The organism is Eggerthella hominis (assembly GCF_014287365.1).
GTDB classification, from domain to species: Bacteria; Actinomycetota; Coriobacteriia; order Coriobacteriales; family Eggerthellaceae; genus Eggerthella; species Eggerthella guodeyinii.
On sequence record NZ_JACOOA010000003.1, the window covers coordinates 67,413 to 92,867 of the forward strand.

A 25,455-nucleotide genomic window follows, 5' to 3' on the forward strand; every position below is an offset into this window, starting at 1 on the left:
ATGTTCGCGCAAGCGCGAACGAATGTTTCACGTGAAACATTCGCCTCGATCCCCATCTCATCAGGAGGTCCCTATGTCGTTCGATCCTATCGCCTACATCAACGAGCCGCGCTGGTTGGAGTCGCGGCTGGGGCTCGACCGCATTCGCGAGCTGCTCGACCGGCTGGGCCGGCCGCAGGATCGCCTCAAGTTCGTCCACGTGGCGGGCACGAACGGGAAGGGCTCGACCTGCGCGTACCTGGCCTCCATCCTCCAGGCGGCGGGGCTGCGCACGGGGCTGTTCACCAGCCCGTACCTCATCACGTTCGAAGAGCGCATCCGCGTGGACGGCGCCAACATCACGCTCGACGAGCTGACCGCGGCGACGCTGCTCGTGAAGGGGCAGGCCGAGGCCATGGCCGACCATCCCACCGAGTTCGAGCTGATGACGGCGGTGGCGCTCGTGCACTTCGCGCGCCGGGGCTGCGATATCGTGGTGCTCGAAGTGGGCCTCGGCGGGCGCCTCGATTCGACGAACGTCATCGACGCGCCCGAGGCGGCCGTCATCGCGCGCATCGGCCTCGACCACACGAAGCTGCTCGGCACCACGCTGGCCGCCATCGCGGGCGAGAAGGCCGGCATCGTAAAGCCGGGATCCGCCGTGGTGTCGTGGCCGCAGGACGCCGAAGCGATGGCCGTGGTCGAGCAGACGGTCGCGGCGGCGGGCGATACGCTCACCGTGCCCGATTTCGCGTGCTTGAACGTGGGCCCGGTGGATTGGGGCGCTTTCGGCGCGCCCGCGCGCTCGTTCTCGTACGGGCGCTTCGCCGACCTGCGCACGAAGCTGCTGGGATCGTACCAGCCGGCGAACGCGGCGCTGGCCATCGAGGTGACCGAAGCGCTGCGCACGCGCGGATGGGCCATCGACGACGACGCGGTGCGTCAGGGCGTCGCAGACGCCGCCTGGCCGGGGCGCTTCGAGATCGTGCGCGCGGGGGAGGGCGAGCCGACCGTCGTCGTGGACGGCGGGCACAATCCCCAGGGCGCCCGCGCGCTCGTGGATTCGCTGGCCGACGTGTTCCCCGGTCGCAAGCCTGTGTTCATCATGGGGGTGCTGGAGGACAAGGACTACCCGGCCATGCTGGAAACCGTGATGCCGCTCGTCGGGGGGTTCGTGGCGGTGACGCCCGACAACCCGCGCGCGCTTTCCGCCGACAGGCTGGCGCGCGCCATCCGCTGGACGGGGCAGGACGTGCTGGGGTGCTCGGCGCACATGCGGCCTCACGTCGCGCGCGACATGGCCGACGCGCTGGCGAAGGCGCGCGAGCTGGCGGGAGCCGACGGCCTCATCTGCGCGTTCGGCAGCCTGTACTCGGTAGGCGCGCTGAAAGAACAGCTGGAGGGGTAGACGCCTTTCGCCCAGGCGCTGCGGGGGGGGGTCGGAATGCGTGCGTTGGGGGCAGCCCCTCCCCATGGCGCGAAAGGGCGCCTGCGGCCTAGCGACCGCACGTCGCGCCGATTCGGCAAGGAAGCGGCATGCGATCGGCGCGGAGCAAGACGCGCGCATGCCGAAGCTTCCGCCGCGCTAGGGAAGAGGATAGGCCTCTATTCCCTATTCTGCAGCAGGTCGATCAATTCCTGCTTCGAATGCACGTCGAGTTTCGTGTAGACGTTCTTGGCGTGCGTGCGCACCGTGTTCTCCGACAGGCACAGCGCCTCGGCGATGTAGGACTTGCTGCGTCCCTGGGCGATGAGCAGCGCCACTTCCGTCTCGCGCTCCGACAGGTCGAACGCGTCGCGGAACCACTCCTGCGGGTCCGGATGGGCCTGCGCGCTCGGCATCGCCGCGGGGGCCGGTGCCGCGGCTCCCGCCCCTTCCATCTCCGCTCGCCTCGTCTCGCGCGCCGCGCCCGCCGCACTTCGCCGGGCGGGAGCCGCCACGTCTTCGGTGAACAGCGGCCGCAGCTTCAAAATGCCGTCCGACAGCAGCAGCGCCATGCTGGCGGCCAGCGCGAACACCACGATGCCGATGACGGCGGTCACCGCGTACGACGAGGCCCCCATCGCGCCCAGCACCATGATCAGCACGCGGCCCGCGTCGCGCGACAGCACACGCGACGCCCAGGCGAACCCGTACACGGCGTACACGTCGGTGGTGGTGTGGCGCGCCACGTCCTGCAGCGTGATCCACAGCACGCCCAGCATGAGCGTGTCGGCGATGTTGACGGTGGCGATGGCCAGCCCCGTGAAGTGCCCGGGGAACACCGACAGGATCAGCATGCCTGCGGCCACCAGCATGATCTCGATGCGCCAGAGGAACGAGAAGCTCAGCCGCTTGCGCTTCACGATGAACCACCAGATGATGAACAGGCTGATCACCACGACGCCCATCTGGTGGACGACGCGTTGCAGCGCGTCCATGGGCACGGGCTCGCCGGCGGGGAAGCCGCGCGAGATGCCCAGCGCCAACCCGAACACGGCCAGGCCGCCGAAGATGAACAGCATGGTACTGCGCGGCTCTTTGTCGTAGATCGGCTCGGGCGCGGGCTGCGGTCCCACGTCGGTCTTCATGGCGCGCTGGTAGCACAAGAGGGCGATGGCCGGCATGAACATGCTCACCGTGTAGCTGAGCGCCTCGGGCAGGAAGCTGAGCGCCAGGCCGCCGAGCGATCCGAGGGCCAGCGACAGGAACCCGTACAGCACCGACTGGCGCAATCCCAACCGCACGTACGCCGCCGTCCACATGCCGCCGCCCAGTGCGCCGCCGATGCCGGCGCACACGCTGGCCACCGCCAAGATATCGACGGCACCGGTTTCCTTGCCCGCCAGGATGAGCACGGTGGAGAACGTCATGACGGCGAAGCCGAGCCACGCCACCGCCGTGCGGTTGCCCTTCGAGAACGGCTTGCGCAGCGCGATGGCCGCGCCGATGACCATCATCAGGCCGTACGCGAGGTTGTTGACCACCGTGAACAGCCCGTCGTCGCTTTGCGTGTACGACGCGAACAGGTTCACCTGCAGCCAGACGCGCGTGGCCGCCAGCCCCAGAAACGACGGCAGGAAGGCGCCGCCCATGAGGGCGCGCATCTGATTCGTTCGAGCGGTTGCGCTCGCGTGCGGCATCGATCCTCGATTCTTGCAGGGGGACGAAGTACGGCAACCAGTATATACGAGCACGCCCGAGCGCGTGCACTACGCGTAGAGCGCGCCTCACACCTTCCGGGTGAAACCCGGCGGCATCGGGCGTTTTTCACCCGGAAGGTGGCTTCTGAGGTGCGCGCATCGTGCGTAGAGTGCAGGGCATGAAGCATCACCCCAGGGAGGAAAGGATCAATCATGACGGGAATCAAGACGGGACGCACCGCCACTGCTACCACCGAGACGACGAGGGCTTCCATGCCGCTGACGCGCCGGCAGTTCGCTCAGGCGCTGACGGGCGGTTTGGCCACCATGGCGTTGGGCAGCCTGTTCGGCTGCGCGCCGCAGCAGGCCGAGGCGCACGAGACAGTGGACTTCGACGTGGTGGTTCTGGGCGGCGGCGGTGCCGGCGTGACGGCGGCGGGCCAGGCTGCGGCGGCCGGCGCGAAGACCGTGCTGCTGGAGAAGATGGCGTGGCTGGCCGGTTCCAGCTCGCTGGCCCTCGGCACGTTCTACGGCGCGGGCACGCAGCTGCAGAAAGCCGCGGGCATCGAGGACGATCCGTCCGGGCTGCTCGACTACTTCCTGTCGCGCGGCGGCGACAAGCTGGACTACGACGTGCAGAAGTTCTGCGCCGAGCACTTCGGCGAAACCATCGACTGGCTGACGGGCGAGCTGGGCGTGCCCTTCAAGGAGACCGTGTCGAAGAAGGGCAAGGACCCAGTGCCGCGCGGCCACAACTGCGTCAACAACGCCATGGACGCGCTGCGCGCCGTCACGGCGTACGCTCAGGAGCACGGCGCCGAGTTCCACTTCGGCACCACGGTGGAATCGCTCGTGGTCGATGGCGGCGGCGCGGTGACCGGCGTGCTCGCAAAGCGCGGGAACGGCTCGACGGTGCTCTACAACGCGAAGAACGTGATCGTGTCCACGGGCGGGTTCTGCCGCAACGTCGAGATGATCGACGAGTACTGCCCCGACTACTCGGGCGTGTACACCGAGGTGGGCGTCGGCTGCACGGGCGAGGGGCTGCAGATGGGCCTCGACATCGGCGCGGACTACGTGGGCCACGGCGGCACGAACGGCATCCTCGCCTGTCCCGTGGAGCCGGGCCAGTCGAAGCTCATCAGCAACAAGGCGCTGTGGATCAACTCCAAGGGCGAGCGCTTCGCCAACGAGGCCGGCCAGACGCACGACATCTACTACGACGTGGCGCACTTCGACGATCAGAAGTTCTTCGCGGTGTACGACCAGGCCATGGTGGACGCGCTTGACGAGGATCTGCGCAGCAAGCTCGACTTCGGCTTGGAGCAGGGCATGTTCGCGAAGGCCGACACGTTGGCCGAGGCGGCGGCAGCGCTCGGCATCGACGGCGCTGCGGCGCAGACGGCGCTCGACGCGTACAACGAGCTGGCCTCGTCCGGCGAGGACACCCAGTTCAAGAAGAAGGCCGAGAACCTCGTCCCGCTCGCGGAGGCTCCCTTCTACGTGCTGACGATGGGCGTGTGCACGCACGGCAGCTTCGGCGGCTATCGCGTGAACACCGAGTTCCAGGTGCTCGACACCGACGGTCAGCCCATCCCGCACCTGTACGCGGCCGGCGAAGTGTGCTGCGGCACGTTCATCTACGACGACTACCCGGCGGGCGGGTGCGGCCTGAACTGGTCCTACACCTCCGGTCGCTTCTCGGGCGCCAACGCGGCCAAGGCGGCGCTCGCGTAAGGTTTTCCGCTGGCCCGATTCTCCCTGGACAAGCGAAGGCCCGCCGATCGGCGGGCCTTCGCGGTGCTGCTGGATGGCGCTGCGTGCGCGGTCGCGCTTACAGCGAGTCGATGTACTCCACGAGGCTGCCCACGGTGTCGAGGCCCTCGGGTTCGCCGAAGTCCACGTCGCAGGCCTCTTCGAGGTCGCAGATCAGCTCCACCATGTCGAGCGAGTCGATGCCCAGCGAGTCGAACGTCGAGCTCTCCTCGACGGTGCTCGGGTCGATGTCGAGGTTCTCCTCGAGGATGGTCTTGATGGTGTCGATGGTTGCCATGCCGCTCCTATCGTCTGGTTTCGGTGGCACCCATTGTATCGGACAACGCGCGAAGAGTTAACCGACGGGCAGGAGTTCGGTAATCTCCACAAAGGTGCACACGGCAAGCTGCTCGTCGGCGTCCTTCAGCTTCCCGATGACGGATTCGTCTTCCACGAGGGTCGCTTTCACCACCGAGCCCTGGTGGCGCAGCTCCTTCGTCTCGGCCGTCGGGTTCGGCACGTCGAAGGCGATCATGCCGATCTTCGCCCGCTCGAAGTTCGCCTTCGTCTGGTTTTCGGCCCAGGTGAACGCGACGTACGTTCCGTCGATCATGGCCGCGGGCACGAAGATGGCGATGTTCGGCGTGCCGTCCTCGTTCGAGGTGGAGACGACGCATTCTGTCTGGTACGCCATGACGGCGTCTTGCAGCTGCGTTTCGGTGAAGGTGGTGTACTTGTTCGTGGCCAAGCTCGCGGAGGATACCGCGTCGACCCACTCGTGCACTTCGCCTGCGCTCGCACCCGCCTCTTGCTGCGGCGCTTCGGCGGCGGCGCTTTGCTGCTGCGGCGCGCATCCCGACAGGCCCGCGCCTGCCATGATGCCGAGAGCGCCCGTCGCCGCGATACCCTGAATGAACGAGCGTCGGTTGAGCTGCTTGCCCTGAGATTGTTCTTCCATGGTTCATCCCTTCTGACAGAGGGGCGCGCATCCGCTCGCCCCGTTCCCTTGCTTTCTGGATTCTGCCTCGAAGACGGCGGTTCACCTTGCCGCCTTTTGCGGTATTTCGCCCCGTTTCGCCTCTGCCCTGTTTTGCGGTATTTTTCGTTTTGGCCGTTTGAGGCGCGAGGTGTGCGGGGCATCGGGGCCGTTCAACGGTTAGAATACGGAGGTACTTGACGCGAGAGGGGATCATGCAAGACAGCCGCTACGCAACGCAGGCAGCAGACTACCGCCGGTTCTTCGTCAACGGTCGGACGCTGGCGCTTGCGCTGGGATACGGGCTGTTCCGGGGCGCCAATTCCCTGCTGTACTCCTCGGCGCTCGCTTCGGTTCCCACGTCCACGCTGTTCATCGCCGACATGTCGTTCTCCATGACAACCGCACTGTCGTCGCTGCTGTGCGCGCTCGCGGTGATGGCGCTTGCGTGGAAGGGCCTCATTCCCGGCTTCCGCCTGCCCGTGGTGCTGCCGGCGCTGCTGCTGCTCCTGGTTGCCGCTCCCGCCGTGGCTCCTTGGATCGCCCCCGGCTCATCGGGGGTGTTCGTGCTCCTGGCGCTGACGTACGGCGTTGCATCGACGTGCTTGAACCTCTCGTGGCTCGAGGTGGTGGCCCATCAGACGCCGGCGCGGATCGCGGGCATCCTGGCGCTGGGCATGCTGGTGAAAAGCGTGATCACGTTGGCGTGCGGCAGCCTCATGGGCGTGCCGTTCGTCGTGGCGGTGGGCGTGCTGCTCGTCGGCGCGGTCGCGTTGCTGCTGCGCGCGAGGGGCCGCGCGTGGCTCGATTCCTCCGAAGACGACGCGGCGCCCGCGACGTTCAAGGCGTATCGCCAGGGCGCGATGGGAATCGCCGACGCGTTGGTGGTCTCGATCGTCCTCGAGGCGACGGTGAGCATCCTCAACGGGTTCTTCCTCGGCGTCGCCACCGACGGGTCGGGCATCATCTCCGCCGTCGGGGCCATTTCGGCGGCGCTCGTGTTCTGCTTCGTCGTGGTCGTCGTCGCCCGCGCGGTGGACGTGGAGCGGCTGTACCGCTATCTGTTCCCGATACTGCTGGCGCTGGTGGTGCTGCTGCCGCTCACGCTGGGAAGCTGGGCTTCGCAAGCGCTCCAGGGCCTACTGGTGCTCGTGTACGAGTTCATCTCGTTCAGCGCGCTGTACTTCATCCTGTGCCAGATACAGCGGAAGAAGCTCAAGACGTACGTGCTGTTCGCGTTCGCCACGGCGTGCATCCGCCTGTCGCAGCTGCTGTTCGGCATGGCGGGCTATTGGCTGGGAGGGGCGTCGGGCAACGAGGCCGAGGGTTTGTACTGGATCGTCACCATCGCGGCGGTGTACGGGCTTTCCATGCTGCTGCTGTACCTGACGCGGCGGCGACCGTCGACCGACGAGAAGCGCGTGATCGTGGTCACCGAGGAGGATCGTTTCGCGGCGCGCGCCGAAGAGCTGGCGGCCGAATACCGCATCACGGCGCGCGAGTCGGAGATCATGCTGCAGCTTGCGCGGGGCCGCTCGGCCGCGTTCATCGCCGACGAGCTGGTGTGCTCGCCCGCCACGGTGCGCACGCACATGAAGAACATCTACGCGAAGCTCGGCGTGCATTCGAAGCAGGAGCTCATCGACCTGTTCGCCGACTGAGGGCGGCGGCGCACGGCAAAGAAAAACGCCGGCGATGTGGAATCCGCCGGCGTTCGTTCGTGCGAGGTTGGGGAGGCGTAACCGCTTACTCCTCCGCCTGCTTGAGGAGGCCGTAGCCGCCGTCGTCGCGACGGTACAGCACGTTCACGAGGCCGCTGTCGCGGTCGGTGTAGGCGAAGAAGTCGTGGCCCAAGAGGTCGATCTTCACGAGCGCTTCCTCTTCGGTCAGCGGCTCGAACTCGATCGTCTTCACGCGCACCACTTCGTCGTCGGACAGTTCCTGCATGAGCCCGTCAACGTCCAGCTCGCCGGCGGCGGAAGGCTCGATGCGGATGGTCTCGTCGGCGGCGCGCAGCTTGCGGTCGACCACCTTCGTCTTGTACTTGCGCAGCTGGCGGACGACCTTGGCGGCGGCCACGTCGATGGCGGCGTACATATCCTCTTCGTGTTCTTCGACGCGAATGATGTGGCCCTTCGTGCGCAGCGTGACTTCGCAGACGGCAGGGCGAGGATTGGCGGGGTTCTTCTCAACGAACAGCACGATTTCGGCTACGAGCGGATCGATGTCCATGACCTTCATGGAATTGCCGATCTTCTCCTCGGCGTACTCGCGCAGCGCGTCGGTTACAGGCATTTTGCGTCCGGTGACGGTAATGCTCATAGCGATCACCTCTTACCTCGTGGCGAATAAAAAAAACAGCTCGGTCGTTGTCATCGCACCTGGTCATACGAGCGAATGGGTGATATGCCCTCCACGCGAATCCCAAGCCGACTCCTAACGCCTAAGCTGATGAGTACAGAATAGCGCAATTCATGATATTTTGGCCGGGCATTTTACTTTGTTGTGAAATCGATCTAAAAACGGGTAACAATCGAGCGGACGCACCAGGTAATTGGGGGATAATACGGCAAACGACGAAGCCGAAAGGGCGACATGACCGAACAGAATCAAGAAGGAACGCAGCGCATTTTCATCAACGAAGTGCAGCGTCATCAGGCACGATACAGGAAACTCATCCAATTCACCCACTCGTCGACGAAGGCGGCCGGCGTCATGCTGCTGGCGGCCGTCGTGGCGCTCATCGTGGCGAACACGGGCGCGTACGAGGCGTTCTTGGAGTTCTGGCACACCGAGGCGGGCTTCTTCTTCGGCGATGCGTTCGCGGGCATGTCGCTGGCGCACGTGATCAACGATATCTTCATGGCCGTGTTCTTCCTGCTGGTGGGCTTGGAAGTGAAATACGAGCTGACGGTGGGCGAGCTGACGAACATCCGCCAGGCGCTGCTGCCCATCATGGCCGCCATCGGCGGCGTGCTGGCCCCCATCGGCATCTACCTGGTGTTCAACGCGACGAACCCCGAAACCGCCCAAGGTTGGGGCGTTCCCACCGCCACCGACATCGCGTTCGCGCTGGGCATCCTCGCCCTGCTGGGCAACCGCGTCCCCAGCGGCGTGCGCGTGTTCCTCAGCACGCTGGCCGTGGCCGACGACATCATCGCCATCCTGGTCATCGCCATCTTCTACGGCCACAGCCCATCGATGTTCTGGCTGGCCATGGCCGCCGTCGTGCTGGTGGTGCTCGTGCTGATGAACCGCAACCACATCTACTCGCTCGTGCCGTACCTGCTGGTGGGCGCCGTGCTGTGGTACTGCGTGTTCATGTCGGGCGTGCACTCCACCATCGCGGGCGTGCTGCTGGCGTTCGTCATCCCCTCGGGGTCGCGCGTGAACCTCAAGAGCTTCATCACCTGGTCGGGCGACAAGGTGCGCGAGGCACGCGATGCGTTCCAGCCTGAAACGCCGGTTATCGCGCAGGGCGACTACATCAAGACCGTGACGGCCCTCAGCCGCGTGGCGGGCCAGGTGGTGCCGCCGGCGACGCGTCTCGAGCACAAGCTGTACCCGTGGGTGTACTTCGGCATCCTGCCGCTGTTCGCGTTGACGAACGCCGACGTCAGCTTCATCGGCATGGACGTGGGCGCCATGCTCACCGACCCGGTGCTGTACGGCGTCATGCTGGGCCTGCTGCTGGGCAAGCCGCTGGGCATCATGCTCATGAGCTTCATCATCGTGAAGAGCAAGCTGGCCTCGCTGCCCGAGAACGTGAACTGGTTCCATATGCTGGGCGCCAGCATCCTGGGCGGCGTGGGCTTCACGATGGCCATCTTCGTGGCGAACCTCGCGTTCACCGACGAGATGCACATCGCCACGGCGAAGCTGGCCATCCTGGCGGCGTCGCTGATCGCAGGCGTGCTGGGCTTCGTGTTCCTGCTGCTGCAGGCGAAGGCGGCGCAGAAGCGCGGGGTGGCGTACCTGTCGGCCAGCGGCGACGACGTGACGCGCCAGACGGCGGGCAGCGAAGCGGCGCGCGAGACCGAGGAGCTGCTGCGCGATATCGAGGACCCGAGCCTCAAGAGCGAGGTCGAAGAAGCGAAGAAGCGCGGCGGCGTATTCGAGATCGTCGTCGACCTGGGCCCGACGGGCCTGCTGGGCGGCGGCTCCATCGGCGATGTCCGCGAAGCGGTGCGCAACGAGGTGGTGCGCGTGCTGAAGGAAGAGGGCAAGGACGACCTGCTGGAGCAGATGCAGCGCGACTTCGATGACGAGGGGAAGCCGCCCCTGCTCAGCGTGGAGGAGGCCCTGGTGCGCGAAGGCGGCGAAGAGGCGCGCCAGCGCGCGCTGCATCGCGAGGAGGAGGACGTCGAGGGCATGGCGGGCGCGCCTGACGCGCCCCGCGAGTCGGGCGCAGTCGATGCATCCAGTGCTTCCGGCGATCCCGGCTCCGAGAGCAAACGGTGATCGCGCCGTTGCGCTATACTTTTTAATCTTGATAGTCTTGACGATGGAAACTGCGTTGCGAAGGAGCGATATGGAAGCTGCCGCTATCGTGTTGGCCGCGGGTGCGGGCACCCGGATGAAGTCCAAGAAGCCGAAGGTGGCTCACGAAGTGCTGGGCAAGCCGCTCGTTCGCTGGGTGGTGGACGCCGCGCGCGATGCGGGCGTCCAGCGCGTGGTGTCCGTGGTGGGGCATGCGCGCGAGCAGGTGGAGCCGCTGGTCGGCGACACGCAGATCGTGGTGCAGGTGGAGCAGAACGGCACGGCGGGCGCCGTGGCCGTGTGCAAGGACGCGCTGGCCGACTTCGACGGCTCGCTCGTGGTGCTGTCGGGCGACTGCCCCCTGATCACGTCCGAGACCATCGCGCGCCTGGTGGCCGCGCGCGAAGAGGCGGACGCGGCCGTGGTGGTGCTCACGATGGAGCTGGACGACCCGTTCGGCTATGGGCGCATCGTGCGCGACGAGCAGGGCGCGGTGGCGCGCATCGTGGAGCAGAAGGACGCGACGCCCGAGGAAGCGGCGCTCGGCGAGTGCAACTCCGGGTTCTACTGCTTCGACGCCCGCGCGCTGTTCGCGGCGCTCGAGCAGGTGAGCAACGACAACGCCCAGGGCGAGTTCTACCTGACCGACGTGTTGGAGATCTGCCGCAACGCCGGCCGCCCCGTGCTGGCCCTGGCCTGCGACGATGCGGCCGAGTGCCTCGGCGTGAACTCGCGCATCCAGCTGGCCGAGGCCACGAAGCTCGCGCAGCGCCGCATCAACCGCGCGCATATGGCCGCCGGCGTGACCATGGTCGATCCCGAACTCGTGTGGATCGGCCCCGACGTGACCATCGCGCAGGACGTGGAGCTGCTGCCGAACGTCACGCTCATGGGCTCGACGAGCATCGGCGAGGACAGCGTCATCGGCCCCGACTCGCGCCTGACCGATACGACGGTCGGACGGGGTTGCGTCGTGGACGAGACGGTGGCCGTCGAGGCCCAGGTGGACGACGGCGCCACGTGCGGCCCGCGCGCGTACCTGCGTCCGGCGGCGCACCTGTGCGAGGGTGCGAAGGCCGGCACCCACGTGGAGATCAAGAAGTCCACGGTGGGGAAGGGCTCGAAGGTGCCGCATCTGTCCTACATCGGCGACACCACCATCGGCGAGGACGTGAACATCGGCGCCGGCTCCATCACCTGCAACTACGACGGCAGGAAGAAGCACGCCACCACCATCGGCGACGGCGCGTTCATCGGCAGCGACACCATGATGGTGGCCCCGGTGAACATCGGCGCGGGCGCCATCATCGGCGCGGGTTCCTGCATCACCAAGGACGTGGCGCCCGATTCGTTGGCGCTCACGCGCCCCGAACAGCGCGAGATCCCCGGCTGGGCCGCCAAGAAGCGCGGATAGCAAGGATAGCGACACGAGGGGGGGCGACGCGGTCGCCCCCCCCCTTCGTTTCTACCGCATCGCTTGCAGCAGCGTGAGCGCGTCGCCGGGTGTGAGCGCGGCCACGGGGGCGTGCTTGATGAGCAGCTCGTCGCTGGTGATCAGGTACGTCGCGTTCGACCGTTGCGCCGCGGCGACGATCAGGTTGTCCTCGAGGTCGTTGTGGAGGTTGCGGAGGCCGCATGCCTTCCACAGGTCCGATTCGTCTGACCCTACGGCGGTGGCCTGTTCCCGCATGTTGCCCACGCATCCCCAAGCGATTTCGGTCGCTGCCGCCGCATCGCGTTCGGTGAGCCTGCCGTTCTCGTTGCGCATGTCTCGCTTGAAGGCGTTCGCGGTCAGGTAGAACACGTCCTTGACGATGGCGGTGGGGTACAGCAGCGGATAGCCGTGCTCATGCGCGAATAGCATGAAGGACATCGCTGCGGCATGCCCTGGACGGTTGGCAAGAAAGTAGTCGAGCCAGATGTTCGTGTCGACCAGAAGGGAAGTTTGCTGGCTAGGCATCGAGGCCCCGTTCCCGAAGGCGCTCGAGCAGGGCGTAGTCGCGCATCTCTTCGTACGATGCGTTCATCGTCCAGTCCGAAGGCTTGATTCCGTGCCGCTCGTACGCATCGGCGACGATGTTCGCGCCCCTGATCGTGATTTCCCGCCGCCGCGCGCGCTCTTCCTCGGCTTCGCGCTTCTCCGCTTCGTCTTCGGCGTCGAACAGGTTTTCTATGGCGCGCGGGTTGTGCGCGTTGTTCGCGGCGTAGTCCCACAGCTTGCGAATCGCCTGCGACGGCGTGTAGCCGGCGCGCTCCAGCGCCGCATCGCCGCGCTCCTTGAGCGCGCGGCTGATGCGCGTGTTCATCTGCACCATGTCCGTTGTCATCGCGTACCTCCTCATTCGTTGCTATACGTATAGTATAGCAACGAATAGGCGTAAAGCAATACGCGGCCTCTATCCTAGGACGGGGAATCGCTGGGGGTGCGCGCGGCTTGCATCGTGCCGAAGACGGAGCTGCGTGTATACTGGCGGAAGGATTGTCGGGCGAGAAGGGGCGGCGGCTGTGGAGAGCGAACCGGTTCGGAGCCATCGGGGGCGGCGCGTGGCGATCGTGCTGGGCATCGTCGCGGTGCTGGCGCTGGTGGGAGCACCCTTGGCGCTGTCGGCAGCCATCTACGAAGACAACTTCGGCTCGCGTTTGCAAACGACGGCGTTCACGGAGCGCAGCCCCGAGGAGTTCCCCGGCCTCAGCGAGCGCACCTCCACCTTCGTCTCCGACAAGGGCCAGCAGCTCGCGGGCTACCTCTACACGTCGGCCGGCGCGGGCGTGGCCGAGGACGGTGCGGGCGCGAAGGGCGTCGTCGTGATCGCGCACGGCCTGGGCGGCGGGTGCAACACGTACATGGACGTGGCGAACCGCTTCGCGGCCAGCGGCTACGCGGTGTTCGCCTACGACGCCACGGGCAACGACCGCAGTGAGGGCGACGCCGTCGGCGGGCTGCCGCAGGGCGTCATCGACCTCGATCGCGCCCTCGACGCCGTGGCGCAGGACGACCGCCTGCGTGACCTTCCCGTCATGCTGTTCGGCCACAGCTGGGGCGGTTACGCGGCGGGCAGCGCGCTCGCCGACCATCCCGAGGTGAAGGCGGTCGTGTCCATTGCGGGCTTCGACACCTCTGCGGCCATGCTCGAAAGCCAGGGCCGGCAGATGGCGGGCGACGCCATCGTGCTGCTGATGCCGTACCTGTCGCTGTACGAGCATCTCAAGTTCGGCTCCTATGCCGACGCGTCCTCCCTCGAGGGGTTCGCGTCGTCGCAGGCGCAGGTGCTCGTGCTGCACAGCGCCGACGACGCCACCGTGCCGCCCGAGACGGGCATCGACCGGTATCGCGAGGAATTCGGCGACGATCCGCGCTTCACGTTCGTCGAGTTCGAGGATCGCGGCCACAGCTTCCTGTACTACTCGGACGAAGCGCGCGACAACATCGCCGCGTTCAACGAGGACTACTACGCGTATTGGGAGGCCAACGACGGTGCGAACGACGCCGACCTGATGAACGCGTGGCGCGTCGAGCATTTCGACAAGGGGACCTGCCTCATGCTCGACGAAGACCTCATGAGCAGCATCGTGTCCTTCTACGACGAGCAGGTGCGTTAAGCGCCGGTTACCCCAGGTCGTTCCCCTTGCTCATCCATTATTGGTGGCGTTTTCGCGCCCTCGGTCACCCATAAATATCCGGGTGCGTCGCGTTCTTTCACGAACAACGGACGTTTCCCTTCCGCTCGCTGCGCCGTAAGGTAAAGCTGCTCGAAGCCAGACGAGACGAGCAGAAACGGGGGAACCATGAGCAACGACACGCAGGCCGCAGCCGCAACCGTAGCTGCGCCGGCCGCCGACGAGGCCGCCGCAACCGTCGACGCCGTCGTCAAGCGCCTCAACGCCAATCGCGCCAACACGCTGGCGCTGTGCGCCGTGCTGGCCGTGTGCGAGCGGCGCATGCCCTATCGCGATGCCGAGGCGCTCATCGACGAGCGGCCCGAGCTGAACCTCAGCACGCAGAGCGCCCACGCGCTGCTGCGCATCATGGTGGATTGCGGCGGCGTGGAAGCCGTCGAGGTTCCCGAGCCCGCGTACGCGCCGGGCGAGGAGAAGCAGGACCGGCCCATCGACTACACCGTGGAAACCACCGCAGCCGGCCGCGCCGCGCTCGCGCGGTTCGAACCCACGAAGCGGTTCGCCGACGTGCTGCGCGACGAACCCGCGACCTACGCGCAGGCGTACGCCGCCGTGCTCGCCCTCTGCGAGGACGGCGCGACGAAGGCCGCCATCGAGCGAGCGCTCGAGGGCGACCCCGCGCTCGGCGACCCCAAGCAGGTGTATCCCAGCTATTTCATCTCCAAGTTGGAGACCGTAGGAGGTCTTACATGGGACGGCTCGTGGAAGACGACGGATGCCGGCCGGCAGATGCTGGCCATGGTCGGGTAAAGCGCTGCCCGATCGCCCCGGCTCCGCGCGCGAGCGGGCGTTCCATCTGAGATACGAGCAACCAAGCACCACCGGCAATGACGAGATACAAGACGAGATACAAGGAGGAGGGAACATGACACAGCCTACCATCACGCGACGCAGTTTCGTGAAGTCGGCGGCGGCGCTGGGCGCCGCATGCGGTCTGGGCGTTGCCGTGAGCGACGACCTCGTGCACGTCGATCCGGCGCATGCCGATACGGGCGGCGACGTGAAGATCGTGAAGACGGCCTGCCGCGCCTGCATCGCAAGCTGCGCCGTGCTGGCGCATGTGAAGAACGGTCGCGTCATCAAGATCGAGGGCAATCCCGAAAGCCCTATGAGCCAGGGCGGCCTGTGCGCGAAGGGCATGGCCGGCATCCAGGCGCTGTACCATCCCAACCGCAACAAGTACCCCATGCGCCGCGTGGGCGAGCGCGGCCAGAACCAGTGGGAGCGCATCACCTGGGACGAGGCCATCACCGAGATCGCCACGAAGCTCATCGAGATCGACGAGAAGTACGGCTCGGAATGCGTGGCCGTGTCCACCGGCGGTGGCGGCAACCCGCACTTCAGCAACGTGAAGCGCTTCGGCGAGGCCATCAACACGCCCAACGTGTGGGAGCCTGGCTGCGCGCAGTGCTACCTGCCGCGCATGGGCGCCTCGCAGCTGTCGAACGGCATGGGCAAGCCGAACAACCTGTCCTTCAGCGACTCCAATGGCTGGGACTACTACTTCACGGACTCGCCGGTGGACTCCCTCGTGCTGTGGGGCACCGACCCGGCCAACAGCTCGGTTGCCACGGGCGGCCGCGCGCTGGCCGAGCTGCGAGCTCGCGAGCAGGGCTTGAAGACGGTGGTCATCGACCCGCGCATGACGATGGACGCCGCCAAGGCCGACGTGTGGCTGCCCATCCGCCCCGGCACCGACGCCGCGCTGCTCATGGCGTGGACGAAGTGGATCATCGACAACAAGAAGTACGACGAGGACTTCTGCACGAACTGGACCAACATGCCCTACCTCGTGAACCCCGAAACGCGCCTGACCCTCAAGCCCACCGAATGCGGCCTTGAAGGCACCGACGCCGATTACGTCATCTGGGATCCGGCGCAGAGCAAGCCCGTCGTGCTGGAGTACCCCATGAACGAGGGCGTGGTGCCCCCGCTGTTCGGCACGTACGAGATCGACGGGAAGCAGTACCCCACGGGCGGCCAGCTGCTCAAGGAGAGCGTGGAGGAGTTCACGCTGGCGAAGGCGGCCGAGATCTGCTGGCTCGACGAGGGCCAGATCGAGAAGGCGTTGGAGATCTACACGACGGGCCAGTCCGGCATCATGCAGGGCGTGCCCATCGACCAATACGAGCAGTCGCAGCAGTGCGCGCTCGGCGCCCTCAACCTCGAGTACCTCATGGGCAACGTGCAGAAGCCCGGCGCCATGCTGCAAAGTTTCAAAGCCTGCCCGGCGCGCGACCAGATTCCCAACACGCCGCGCTTCCTCAAGAAGGAGAAGATGCTCAAGCGCCTGGGCGTGCAGGAGCACAAGGGCCTGCTCGACTGGGACATGGCGTTCATTCCCGCGGTGTTCAAGGCCATGAAGGACGGCGATCCCTACCAGATCCACGCATGGTTCGAGCGCTCCGGCAACAAGCACGTGGTGCTGGGCAACGCCACCTGCCTCGACGAGATCGTCCCGAACCTCGACTTCGTCTGCCACATCTTCATGTACCCGACGGCGTTCTCCGTGCTGTGCGCCGACATGCTGCTCCCCTCCGCCGAGTGGCTGGAAACCAACCTGGTCATCCCGCAGCTGAATGCCATCGTCATCCGCCAGGCGGTCACCCACCTGTTCGAGACGGTGGAGGAGGGCCTCATCTGGACGCAGATCGTGCAGAAAATGGCCGAGATGGGCAACGTGCATGCGCAGGAGGCCTTCACGGCCGAGGGCACGAACGGCATTCCGATGTACAAGAACGAGTACGAGAAGCAGAAGCTGCACCTCAACAACCTGAAGATGAGCTGGGAGGAAGCGGCCGAGAAGGGCGTGTTCGAGTGGTGCACCGAAGAGGAGTACCGCACGTACTACGGCTATAAGGCGGTTGACGAGGCCACCGGCAAAGCCAAGGGCTTCGGGACGCCTTCCAAGAAGTGCGAGGTGTACTGCGAGTCCAACACCATCCTGGGCCGCACGGGCTTCCCCTGGTCGCAGTGCTTCGAGGAGAAGAACCTCGTGCTGGAGCCGGCGTCGAAGGACTACGAGCCGCTGTGCTACTACAAGGAGCCGGCCGAAAGCCCGCTCACGGACACCGAGTATCCCCTCGTGCTGACCGAAGGCCGCCTGCCGATGTACCACCACGGCACGCTGCGCAACATCCCGTACCTGCGCGAGATCTACCCCGTCCCCGAGATGTGGATCCATCCGGACGACGCGGCAACCTACGGCGTGGAAGACGGCCAGTGGTGCACCATCGCCAGCCGCCGCGGCGAGACGCATGGCAAGGCGCGCGTGACCACGGCCATCGCCAAGGGCGTCATCTACCAGGAGCGGTTCTGGGCGCCCGAGCTGCTGGACACCGATCCTGAGCGCGCGTACAAGGTGATGAACATCAACGTGCTGACCAAGAACGATGAGCCGTACAATCCCGAGTACGGCACCTATACCCTGCGCGGCTTCCAGGTGAAGGTCACGCCTGACGCGGCCGCACCCGAAGGCGTGTGGACCGAGCCCGAGCAGTTCGAGCCCTGGATGCCGCAGCCGAGCGATCCCACCGAGGAGGTGTTCGAGTATGGCGCATAACTGCATCGTCGTGAACCTCGACCGCTGCACGGGCTGCTATTCCTGCGAGATCACGTGCAAGATGGAGAACGACATCGCCCTGGGCGAGCATTGGAACAAGATGCTGCAGCGCGGTCCCTTCGGCGACTATCCGAACATGACGCGCTACCCGCTGCCCACGATGTGCCAGCAGTGCGCCGACGCGCCGTGCGTGCACGTGTGCCCCACCGGCGCCAGCTACCGCGACGGCAACAACGTGGTGCTCATCGACCGCGAGAAGTGCATCGGCTGCAAGTACTGCATGATGGCCTGCCCCTACGGCGTGCGCGACTGGAACAAGGCGTCGCAGACCGTGGAGAAGTGCACGCTGTGCGGCCACCTGACCGCCAACGGCGAGCTGCCCGCGTGCGTGAAGAGCTGCAGCGCCGGCGCCCGCTTCTACGGCGACCTCGACGATCCGAGCTCCGACGTGTCGAAGGAGCTGGCGAAGTACGATGCGGCCGACATCCACGAGCTGCCGAACGTGGGCAACAACCCCTGCACGAAGTACATCATGACCAGCATGCACGGCGAGTGGATGGAAGGGGTTGAGTAGCATGGACATCCAATGGTCCCTCGTTCTGTTCACGGCCATCGCCAGCTGCGGCACCTGGGTGTCGGTGGGCGTTGCCGTCGACGAGCTGCGCGGATGCACGAAGCGCACCAACCTGTTGGCGTCGGTGACGGCGCTCGCGCTGGCCGTGGTGGGCGGCATCGCGTCGGTGACGCACCTGTCGCACCCCGATCGCATCATGGCCGTGCTCAGCCACCCCACGCCGGGCATCTTCCTGGAAGCGCTGCTCATCGGCCTGTTCATCGTGGCGGTAGCCGTGTACTTGATCCTGTTGAAGCGCGATGCGTCGGCCGGGGCGCGCAAGGCGGTCGCCGTGGTGGCCGCGGTCGTCGGCATCGTGTTCAGCTTCGCAAGCGGTTACTCCTACATGATGGAGGCGCGCGCCACATGGAACACCATCGCGCTGCCCCTGGGCTACCTGGGCTTCGGCGCGGCCAGCGGCTTGAGCCTGTACCTGCTGCTGGCGGCCCTCAAAGGCGAGGCCGCAGAAGCCGTCAAACTGGCGGGCGCGGAAACCGCCGTCGGCGGCGTGCTGGCGCTTGTGAGCGGCCTGGCGTTCGGCTTCGCGTCGGGCGCGGCCACGGGCGACGCCGCGGCCATCTTCTGGGTGGCCCTCGCGTGCGGCGGGCTCGCGCCCCTCGTATGCGGATGGCTGGCGCGCAGCAAGCCCGCGTCGGGCGCGACGCTGGCGGGCATCGCCTTCGCCGGCGGCATCATCGGCTCGATCGCGTTCCGCGCCGTCATGTGGATGGTGGGCACGGCGGTGGCCAACTACTTCGGCATCGTCCTGTAGGTTCGCTCCGGCGGCGCCGCTCGGCGGTGCCGCCGGATGCACGAGGAAGGGGGCTGCGATGGAGCAGCATGATCGCGACGAGCTGGCTGCGGTGAACGCCGCACGTCAGGGTTTTTACGAGTTTCTGGCCAGCATGTACAAGCTGGAGCTGACCGACGAGCAGATCGAGGCGCTGGCGAAGCAGGAGCTTCCCGTCGACGCCGCGTACGTGGGGGCGGGCTACGGCATCGTGAAGGAGTACCTGCGCCATCGCGATGCGGGCACGCGCCAGGAGCTTGCGGTGGACTATGCGCGCGTGTTTTTGTGCGCGGGCATGTACGAGCAGCTGATGGCGCCGCCGTACGAATCGGTGTACACGAGCGAGGAGCACCTGCTCATGCAGGACGCGCGCGATTCCGTGGTGGCGTGCTACCTCGACGAGGAGCTGGGGTTGCCGGCCGACAACACCACGCCCGAAGACCACCTGTCGTTCGAGTTCCAGTTCATGGCGAAGCTCGTCGAGCGCGCGAGCGCAGCGCTCGAGGCGGGCGACGCGGCGCGTTACGCCGAGCTGTGCGCGAAGCAGCGCGCGTTCTTCGACGAGCACCTCGCCGCCTGGGTGCCGCGCCTGTGCGCCGACGTGCGCGCGTACGCGACCACGTCGTTCTACCGCGGCATCGCCGACATCACCGAGGGCTTCCTCGAGCTGGAGGACCAGATGATCGGCCAGAGCGCCCAGGCGGCGTGAGCCATGGCCGCGTACACGCGCCGCGCGTTCGCGGGCTTCTGCACCGCGGCGGTGGCGTTCGTGGGGTTCGGCGGGGCCGTGAAAGCGGCTGACGGCGCGGCCGAAACCTCGCTGGTGCGGCCGCCGGGGGCGCAGGACGAGCTGCGCCTGCTGGCCTCGTGCGTGAAGTGCGACCGTTGCCGCAGCGTGTGCCACACCGGGGTCATCGGCGTGGCCGAGGTGGGCGACGGCGTGCTGCGCGCCCGCACCCCCAAGCTGAACTTCCATCGGGGAAGCTGCGACTTCTGCGGCGACTGCCTGCGGGTATGCCCCACGGGCGCCATCGGGCCCTTCGATCCCGACGTCGACAAGATGGGCGTCGCGGTGGTGCAGAAGGACCGCTGCGTGGCCTATTACCAGGGATGCATCGAGTGCGAAAAAGCGTGTCCGTACGAGGCGATCTCGCTGGACGGCAGCGGCCACCCGGTGGTGGACGACGCCCGCTGCAACGGGTGCGGCGTGTGCGAGGACGTATGCCCGGCGCTCGTGTACCGCAGCTTCGCCGGCGGCTCGCGGCGCGGCATCGTGGTGGTGAGCCCCAGCGCGTACGAGCGGCTGGGGAAGACGGTGGTGGAGGACGAGAGCGAGATGAGCGCGAGATGAAACGGAACTCCAACCTGCTGCGCACCCTGTCCGCGCTGGCGGTGATCGCGCTCGTGTGCGTGGGCCTGGCGCTGCACACCGGCACGGGCACGCCTTCGGCCTGGGGCGTCTTCGACGTGGCGGCCCTGTGCCCGCTCGGCGCGGTGGAGGCGGCGCTCGCCAGCAAAACCGTGGTGCCCCCGATGCTGATCGCGCTTGCGGTGGGCATCGTGCTGGTGGTGCTGTTCGGGCGCGCGTTCTGCGCCTGGGGCTGCCCGATCCCGCTGCTGCGGCGCATCTTCGGCCTCAAGGAGCCGAAACGCACGCGCCGCCCGTCCAGCGCGCTCGACCTTCCCGCCTCCCAGCGCGGCGGCGCGGCCGACTCGCGCAACTGGGTGCTGGGCGGCGCGCTGCTCTCCACGGCCGTGTTCGGGTTCCCGGTGTTCTGCCTCATCTGCCCGGTGGGCCTCACGTTCGCCACCCTTATCGCGGTGTGGCGCCTGTTCCAGTTCAACGAGGTGGCGCTGTCGCTTTTGGTGTTCCCGGCCATCCTCGTGCTGGAGGTGGCAGTGCTGCGGAAATGGTGCAGCCGCTTCTGCCCGCTGGGGGCGCTGCTGTCGCTCGTGGCGCGCTTGAACCGGACGTTTCGCCCGGTGAGCAACGAGGCTGCGTGCCTGCGCTCGTCCAAGGGCGAGCCCTGCCATCAGTGCGCCGAGGTGTGCCCCGAAGGCATCGACCTGCACGACGCGTCCGTGTCGGCCCCGCTCAACGAGTGCACGAAGTGCCGCGCGTGCGCCGATGCCTGCCCCATGCATGCCGTCACGTTCCCGTTTCTGGCGACGCGCGGCGATCGCGACAAGGCGGCGGGCGGGACGGCCGAGGCGGGGGAAGATGAGCGGGTGCTAGAATAGACCGAGACCATACGGGGAGCGCGGCGCAGGCGATGGGCCGCGCGATGGGGAGGTTCATGATGCGTACGGAGGAAGCGGGCAACGGACGGGGCGATCGCGCGCGGTTTTCGGCATCGAGGCTGCTCGAGGACCTGGACGAACAATGGCCCAGCATGAAGTTCCTGGGCTTCGGCGCCTACTACGCGTGGATATTCCTGTGCTACAACAGCGACGTGCTGTATGGATGGGCCGGTCCCTCCGTGGGAAACAGCGCCATGCTGGTTATGTACTTGGCATCGACCACGGCGCTGGGACTCGTGCTCATCGTCGCCGGCGTATTCCATCGCGTTGCCGCGCGCATCGTCGAGTCGCGCCTGATGGTGGCCGTGATGGCGGGAGTGGCAACCGCGGCAACGCTCGTGGTGGCGTGGTCGTCGCCGTCCGGGGCGCAGGACGCGCTGTTCGTGGTGGGCTGCGCGCTTACCGGCGTGGGCACGGGGTTCGTCGCGCTGCGCTTGGGATCGATGTACAGCACGGTGGGAGCGCGCCAGGCGTTCATGTACACGGCGGGGTCGTTCATCTTCGCCGGCATGTTGTACTTCGTCTGCATCGGGCTGCCGCAACCGGTGGGACTGCTGATGACGGCCAGCCTGCCGCTGCTCGCAGTCGTGTTCACCATGGCGGCCGCCCGCGCCTCGGGCCGGCAAGCCGAGGACGTGGTTCCCATGCGCGAGCTGCCGCGCGGCTACTTCATCCGCCTCGTAGTGGCGGTGGCGGTGTTCTCGGTGATCGCAGGCGTGGTCAAGGGGTTCATGGCGCTGCAGCAGCCGCTTTCGTCGATCACCGACCAGGGCGTCATCATCGTGTTCGCCACCGGGTGTACGGCGGTGCTGCTGTTCGTGCTGGTGGGGCTGCTGGTGCGCGAGTTCGACATCAGCCAGCTGTACTATCCCATCATCATCCTCACGTGCCTGGGCAACCTCGCGGTGCCGCTGTTCGGCGGCTTGGGCGTCATCCAGGGCGAGCTGGTGAGTATCGCGTACAACCTGTTCATCCTCATGGTGTGGTGCCTGCTGGCCAACGTGGCGAACCGCACCGACCTGTCGTACGCGCGCGTGTTCGGCTGGGGCCGCGGCGCATCGGCGGCGGGCACCACCATCGGCTGGTTCGCCGGCTCGTCGTTGGCGCCCGTGCTGATGGAGAACGCCAGCAACATGGTGGCGCTTGCCATGGGCATGGTGTTCGTGCTGCTCGTGGTGTCGATGGTCATCCTCAACGAGCGCACCATCGGCGCGGCGCTCAAGAAGACCCGCAACGCCCAGACCAACCAGGCCACGGGCGATTTCTTTCCCAGCGGCAGGGGGCTCGAGGGCGGGGCGGACGGTGCGGCGCCGGGCGCGGGCGAGGACTTCCCGCGCGAAGGGGCCTGGACGAAGAGCTGCAACGCGCTGGCCGAGCAGGCGGGCCTGTCGACGCGCGAGCGCGACGTGCTGTTCCTGCTGGGGAAGGGCTACACCATCGAGTACATCGCGGGCGAGCTGGGCATCTCGTTCAACACGGCGAAAAGCCACATCCGCAACGTCTACGCGAAGGCGGGCGTGCACTCCAAGCAGGAGCTGCAAAGCCTGATCGAGGAAGGCAAGAACGTGCGCTGAGCTCTTTTGCGCGCGGCGGAGGCTCAGGGGTGCGCGCTCGTTCCCCGCCCACCCCTTCCTTGCGGTCAATCTGCGAAGATGGCCAAGTTGCCCCTGTGCGCGCGTGCTGCCTGCGGATACAATAGTGCCCATGAGACAGGGGGCGACGGCTGCGGGGTGCGGCGGCCCCAGGGTGAAACGAAGGAGCGCGCACATGACGGAAGTGCAGAAGAGCATGGCCTTGTTCTCGGGGTCGGTCAACCCCGAGCTTGCCGAGGAGATCGCGAAGGACCTGAACGCGTCGCTCGGCAACGTCAAGCTTGAGAAGTTCGCGAACGGCGAGATCTACGCGCGCTACCAGGAGAGCGTCCGCGGTGCCGACGTGTTCCTCGTCCAGTCGGTGTGCGGCGCCGTCGGCTACGACGTGAACGATGCGCTCATGGAGCTGCTCATCATGGTGGACGCCGCGAAGCGCGCCTCGGCCCGCTCCGTGTCGGCCGTCGTCGCCCATTACGGCTACGCGCGCCAGGACCGCAAGGCGGCCCCGCGCGAGCCCATCACCGCCAAGCTGGTCGCCGACCTGCTGGCTGCCGCCGGGGTGGACAACGTCATCACCATCGACCTGCACCAGGACGCCATCCAGGGCTTCTTCGACCTGCCGGTGAACCATATGACCGCCATGCCCATCTTCGTCGACTACTTCCGCAGCATGGGCCTCGACAAGGAGAAACTGTGCGTGGTGTCGCCCGACGTGGGACGCGCGAAGGCCGCCAAGAAGTTCTCCACCATGCTGGATTGCGACATCGCCATCATGCACAAGGACCGTCCGAAGCACAACCAGGCCGAGATCACGGCGCTCATCGGCGACGTGCAGGGCAAGGTATGCATCCTCAACGACGACATGATCGACACGGCCGGCTCGCTGGTGGCCGCGGCCACCACGCTCAAGGCGAAGGGTGCCGAGAAGGTGTACGCGTGCGCCACGCACGGCCTGTTCAGCGGCCCGGCGTACGATCGCATCGCGAACTCCATCATCGAGGAGGTCGTGGTGACGAACACGGTGCCCGTGCCGCTCGAGCGCCAGACCGGCAAGGTGAAGGTGCTGTCCGTGGGCCCGCTGTTCGCGAAGACCATCAGCAACGTCTACAACAACGGCTCCGTCGCGTCGCTGTTCGAGTAGGGGGTTCCGCTATTCTACGAACAGCGGAACGGGCCGACGCTGCGAAAGGCCGTGGCGCCCAATCTTCGCGCGATGGCGAAAGCTCGCGTACCGAAGTATCCCCTGCGGGGACTTCCTTCGGGGCGCGCTTCGCCTCCGCCATCCCACGAATCTCGGGCACCACGGCCTTTCTCGCTGAATGTACGAACGACTTGCGAGTGGAAAGCTGGTTCTCATGTTTTTGATCGTGGGCCTGGGGAATCCGGGCGCGGAATACGAGCATACACGGCACAATGCCGGGTTCGACACGGTGGATCTCATCGCCGACGAGGTGGGCGCGCGCTACTGGAAGACGGAGTGCGGCGCGCTCACGTCGAAGGGCGTGTATCGCGACCACGACCTGGTGCTGGCCAAGCCGCAAAGCTACATGAACACGTCGGGCGGGCCGGTGAAGCAGCTCATGAACGCGTACGGCGTGGATGCCGAGCATCTCATCGTCGTGCATGACGAGCTGGACATCGACCCGGGTACCGTGCGGGCGAAGTTCGGCGGAGGGCACGCGGGGCACAACGGCCTGCGCTCCATCTGCGACAAGCTGGGCACGCGCGACTGGTACCGCGTGCGCGTGGGCATCGGGCGTCCGCCGGGACGCATGCCCGTGGTGGATTGGGTGCTGTCGCAGCCCAAGAAGGACGCCGCGGACGACTTCGTGCAGGCCACCGACCGCGGCGCGCAAGCAGCGTTGTCGCTGGTGCAGGTAGGTTTGGAGAAGACCCAGCAAGCATTCAACTAACGCGCACCCGCCCTCGCGGCGGGTGCGTTTCATTTCAGCAGCAGCATGAATTCTATGATGACGAAGCCGGCGAGGAACAGCAGCAGGCCGCCGATGGCGCGCGCTTGCTGCTTGTCGGCGCCCGTGCGTTTCTCGAGGTCGCTCGTGCCGGGGTGGAAGTTCACGAGCGAAAGGCCCTTTCCGGTGATGAGCATGTAGAACGCCGGTGCGAGCATGGCGAGCAAGACGAGCCCGAGCAGCACGTACACGTACAGCTTGCCGACATCGACAGGCAGCGTGAATTCCGTCAGCTGGAAGGCGGCGAAGAGATAGACGGCCTGAACGCAAGCCATGATTGCATACAAGATGGCGAACGTGGGAAACATGGCGGTTACGGGGCCGTTGACGACAATCCAGTCTTCCCGCCCGGTTTCGCGCTGTTGCTCTACTACGGTGTAAAGCCCTACGAGGGCAAGCTCGATCACGGCGATGATGCCCGCTGCGACGAACAGCTCGGCTTTCGATCCCCATCGATCGGCCCCGTTCGTTCCGTAGTGCAGCGGGACGATGTCTGGCAGGAACGGCTGGGCCAGCGCGGTGAGGAGAACCGGCAGCGCGGCCAGCGCGAGCAGCACCGCGACGCGCGCCCTGCTCATGCGGTAGGCGGGCGGTTCGAGCCTGTCGCTATCGCTTTCGGCCATAGGCGCCTCCTTCC

23 protein-coding genes are annotated in these 25,455 nt (G+C 66.6%); 16 read left to right on the top strand and 7 right to left on the bottom strand.

Going from position 1 to position 25,455, the window contains the following annotated elements; all coding sequences use genetic code 11:
- The first annotated feature begins 73 nt into the window (after positions 1 to 73).
- Positions 74 to 1,387, top strand: a complete 1,314-nt coding sequence (locus H8S61_RS07865; protein WP_186938592.1) for a bifunctional folylpolyglutamate synthase/dihydrofolate synthase — start codon at positions 74 to 76, stop codon at positions 1,385 to 1,387.
- Positions 1,388 to 1,584: 197 nt separating this feature from the next.
- Here the strand turns inward: H8S61_RS07865 and H8S61_RS07870 are convergent, their stop codons facing one another.
- Positions 1,585 to 3,066, bottom strand: a complete 1,482-nt coding sequence (locus H8S61_RS07870) for a helix-turn-helix transcriptional regulator (protein ID WP_255466528.1) — start codon at positions 3,064 to 3,066, stop codon at positions 1,585 to 1,587.
- Between the two features lie 249 nt (positions 3,067 to 3,315).
- Between H8S61_RS07870 and H8S61_RS07875 the strand changes: the two genes are divergently transcribed.
- A complete protein-coding gene (locus H8S61_RS07875; protein ID WP_186938594.1) occupies positions 3,316 to 4,839 on the top strand; it encodes an FAD-dependent oxidoreductase in 1,524 nt (507 codons plus the stop codon).
- Positions 4,840 to 4,936: 97 nt separating this feature from the next.
- On the opposite strand, the gene H8S61_RS07880 is transcribed toward H8S61_RS07875, so the two are convergent.
- Entirely contained in the window at positions 4,937 to 5,155 is a 219-nt protein-coding gene (locus tag H8S61_RS07880; RefSeq protein WP_009609420.1) for an acyl carrier protein, read from the bottom strand.
- 57 nt (positions 5,156 to 5,212) lie between these two features.
- On the bottom strand, positions 5,213 to 5,815 hold the full coding sequence (locus H8S61_RS07885; protein WP_186938595.1) for a Tat pathway signal protein: 603 nt from the start codon (positions 5,813 to 5,815) through the stop codon (positions 5,213 to 5,215).
- Between the two features lie 233 nt (positions 5,816 to 6,048).
- On the opposite strand from H8S61_RS07885, the gene H8S61_RS07890 reads away from it, so the two are divergent.
- Positions 6,049 to 7,494, top strand: a complete 1,446-nt coding sequence (locus H8S61_RS07890; protein WP_186938596.1) for a response regulator transcription factor — start codon at positions 6,049 to 6,051, stop codon at positions 7,492 to 7,494.
- An 85-nt stretch (positions 7,495 to 7,579) separates the two neighbouring features.
- Here the strand turns inward: H8S61_RS07890 and hpf are convergent, their stop codons facing one another.
- Positions 7,580 to 8,155 (bottom strand): ribosome hibernation-promoting factor, HPF/YfiA family, encoded by a 576-nt coding sequence (gene hpf, locus H8S61_RS07895; protein WP_015761403.1) that lies wholly within the window; start codon positions 8,153 to 8,155, stop codon positions 7,580 to 7,582.
- 273 nt (positions 8,156 to 8,428) lie between these two features.
- On the opposite strand from hpf, the gene nhaA reads away from it, so the two are divergent.
- Positions 8,429 to 10,294: a Na+/H+ antiporter NhaA gene (nhaA, locus tag H8S61_RS07900; protein ID WP_255466529.1), complete on the top strand. Its 1,866-nt coding sequence runs from the start codon at positions 8,429 to 8,431 to the stop codon at positions 10,292 to 10,294.
- A 70-nt stretch (positions 10,295 to 10,364) separates the two neighbouring features.
- Positions 10,365 to 11,726: a bifunctional UDP-N-acetylglucosamine diphosphorylase/glucosamine-1-phosphate N-acetyltransferase GlmU gene (gene glmU / locus H8S61_RS07905; protein WP_186938597.1), complete on the top strand. Its 1,362-nt coding sequence runs from the start codon at positions 10,365 to 10,367 to the stop codon at positions 11,724 to 11,726.
- A 51-nt stretch (positions 11,727 to 11,777) separates the two neighbouring features.
- On the opposite strand, the gene H8S61_RS07910 is transcribed toward glmU, so the two are convergent.
- Together H8S61_RS07910 and H8S61_RS07915 are read right to left on the bottom strand one after the other, a co-directional pair.
- Positions 11,778 to 12,272: a type II toxin-antitoxin system VapC family toxin gene (locus H8S61_RS07910; protein ID WP_160941402.1), complete on the bottom strand. Its 495-nt coding sequence runs from the start codon at positions 12,270 to 12,272 to the stop codon at positions 11,778 to 11,780.
- A complete protein-coding gene (locus tag H8S61_RS07915; RefSeq protein ID WP_186938598.1) occupies positions 12,265 to 12,639 on the bottom strand; it encodes a type II toxin-antitoxin system RelB/DinJ family antitoxin in 375 nt (124 codons plus the stop codon). The genes H8S61_RS07910 and H8S61_RS07915 overlap by 8 nt, the downstream gene beginning before the upstream one ends.
- A 178-nt stretch (positions 12,640 to 12,817) precedes the next feature.
- Between H8S61_RS07915 and H8S61_RS07920 the strand changes: the two genes are divergently transcribed.
- From H8S61_RS07920 to pth, 11 genes are all read left to right on the top strand, one after another.
- Positions 12,818 to 13,912: an alpha/beta hydrolase gene (locus H8S61_RS07920; protein ID WP_186938599.1), complete on the top strand. Its 1,095-nt coding sequence runs from the start codon at positions 12,818 to 12,820 to the stop codon at positions 13,910 to 13,912.
- A gap of 186 nt (positions 13,913 to 14,098) precedes the next feature.
- The gene (locus tag H8S61_RS07925; RefSeq protein ID WP_186938600.1) at positions 14,099 to 14,740 is read left to right on the top strand and encodes a hypothetical protein; all 642 of its coding nucleotides are present in this window, start codon (positions 14,099 to 14,101) and stop codon (positions 14,738 to 14,740) included.
- Between the two features lie 115 nt (positions 14,741 to 14,855).
- Positions 14,856 to 17,552, top strand: coding sequence for a molybdopterin-containing oxidoreductase family protein (locus tag H8S61_RS07930; RefSeq protein ID WP_186938601.1), 2,697 nt, complete (start codon positions 14,856 to 14,858; stop codon positions 17,550 to 17,552).
- Positions 17,542 to 18,126 carry a 4Fe-4S dicluster domain-containing protein gene (locus H8S61_RS07935; protein WP_154332842.1) on the top strand — a complete coding sequence of 195 codons (585 nt, stop codon included), beginning with the start codon at positions 17,542 to 17,544 and terminating at the stop codon, positions 18,124 to 18,126. The genes H8S61_RS07930 and H8S61_RS07935 overlap by 11 nt, the downstream gene beginning before the upstream one ends.
- A gap of 1 nt (position 18,127) precedes the next feature.
- On the top strand, positions 18,128 to 18,937 hold the full coding sequence (locus H8S61_RS07940) for a DmsC/YnfH family molybdoenzyme membrane anchor subunit (RefSeq protein ID WP_186938602.1): 810 nt from the start codon (positions 18,128 to 18,130) through the stop codon (positions 18,935 to 18,937).
- Between the two features lie 58 nt (positions 18,938 to 18,995).
- Positions 18,996 to 19,664 (top strand): TorD/DmsD family molecular chaperone, encoded by a 669-nt coding sequence (locus H8S61_RS07945; RefSeq protein ID WP_160941396.1) that lies wholly within the window; start codon positions 18,996 to 18,998, stop codon positions 19,662 to 19,664.
- Between the two features lie 3 nt (positions 19,665 to 19,667).
- A complete protein-coding gene (locus tag H8S61_RS07950; protein ID WP_186938603.1) occupies positions 19,668 to 20,306 on the top strand; it encodes a 4Fe-4S dicluster domain-containing protein in 639 nt (212 codons plus the stop codon).
- The gene (locus tag H8S61_RS07955; RefSeq protein WP_186938604.1) at positions 20,303 to 21,196 is read left to right on the top strand and encodes a 4Fe-4S binding protein; all 894 of its coding nucleotides are present in this window, start codon (positions 20,303 to 20,305) and stop codon (positions 21,194 to 21,196) included. Before H8S61_RS07950 ends, H8S61_RS07955 begins: the two co-directional genes overlap by 4 nt.
- Before the next feature lie 56 nt (positions 21,197 to 21,252).
- Positions 21,253 to 22,830 carry a helix-turn-helix transcriptional regulator gene (locus H8S61_RS07960; protein ID WP_255466530.1) on the top strand — a complete coding sequence of 526 codons (1,578 nt, stop codon included), beginning with the start codon at positions 21,253 to 21,255 and terminating at the stop codon, positions 22,828 to 22,830.
- Positions 22,831 to 23,023: 193 nt separating this feature from the next.
- Positions 23,024 to 23,989 carry a ribose-phosphate diphosphokinase gene (locus H8S61_RS07965; protein ID WP_160941394.1) on the top strand — a complete coding sequence of 322 codons (966 nt, stop codon included), beginning with the start codon at positions 23,024 to 23,026 and terminating at the stop codon, positions 23,987 to 23,989.
- Positions 23,990 to 24,203: 214 nt separating this feature from the next.
- Positions 24,204 to 24,761 (top strand): aminoacyl-tRNA hydrolase, encoded by a 558-nt coding sequence (gene pth / locus H8S61_RS07970; RefSeq protein WP_154332848.1) that lies wholly within the window; start codon positions 24,204 to 24,206, stop codon positions 24,759 to 24,761.
- A gap of 29 nt (positions 24,762 to 24,790) precedes the next feature.
- Here the strand turns inward: pth and H8S61_RS07975 are convergent, their stop codons facing one another.
- Positions 24,791 to 25,441 (bottom strand): DUF1648 domain-containing protein, encoded by a 651-nt coding sequence (locus H8S61_RS07975; protein WP_186938605.1) that lies wholly within the window; start codon positions 25,439 to 25,441, stop codon positions 24,791 to 24,793.
- Positions 25,442 to 25,455 lie beyond the last annotated feature (14 nt).